This window comes from Dyella sp. ASV21 (assembly GCF_016428975.1).
GTDB lineage: Bacteria > Pseudomonadota > Gammaproteobacteria > Xanthomonadales > Rhodanobacteraceae > Dyella.
This window is the reverse complement of sequence record NZ_JAELTT010000281.1, coordinates 1-377: the sequence shown is the minus strand read 5'-3', so window position 1 is coordinate 377 and position 377 is coordinate 1. Positions and strand designations below refer to the sequence as shown.

1 protein-coding gene is annotated in these 377 nt (G+C 68.2%); it reads left to right on the top strand.

Annotated elements, in window-relative coordinates; genetic code table 11:
• A partial coding sequence (locus tag JHD67_RS21690; protein ID WP_199101199.1) for a DUF2875 family protein occupies nt 1-377 on the top strand: 377 nt, incomplete at both ends.

The window sequence follows — 377 nt, the reverse complement described above, 5'->3', positions numbered from 1 at the left end:
GGCCTGGTGGTGGATGTCTATCGGCAAGGCCAGGTATGGCAGCGGTTGCGGCAACAGGATGCCGGCCAGCCGGCCAGCCTGCAGCTGGGCTCGATCCTGCCGACGGACCCGGCCACGTACCCGGTCATCGCCGATGCCAAGGATCAGGCGTGGCAAAAGCGTAAAGCCGATGCGCTGGAGCTGGGGCTGAAGGATTTCCTGGAGGCCTGGCCCATCCCCACCCTCACCATCGTGCGCGGCTACAACCCCGCGGCGGCGCGCTTGCGCACCTCGCCGCAGGGGGTGAACGAGATGCTGAGCACCATGGTCAACGACCTGCGCCAGCCAGCGGGCCTGCACTGGCACGAAATCCGCCCGATGGAGGGGGGCGGCATCTG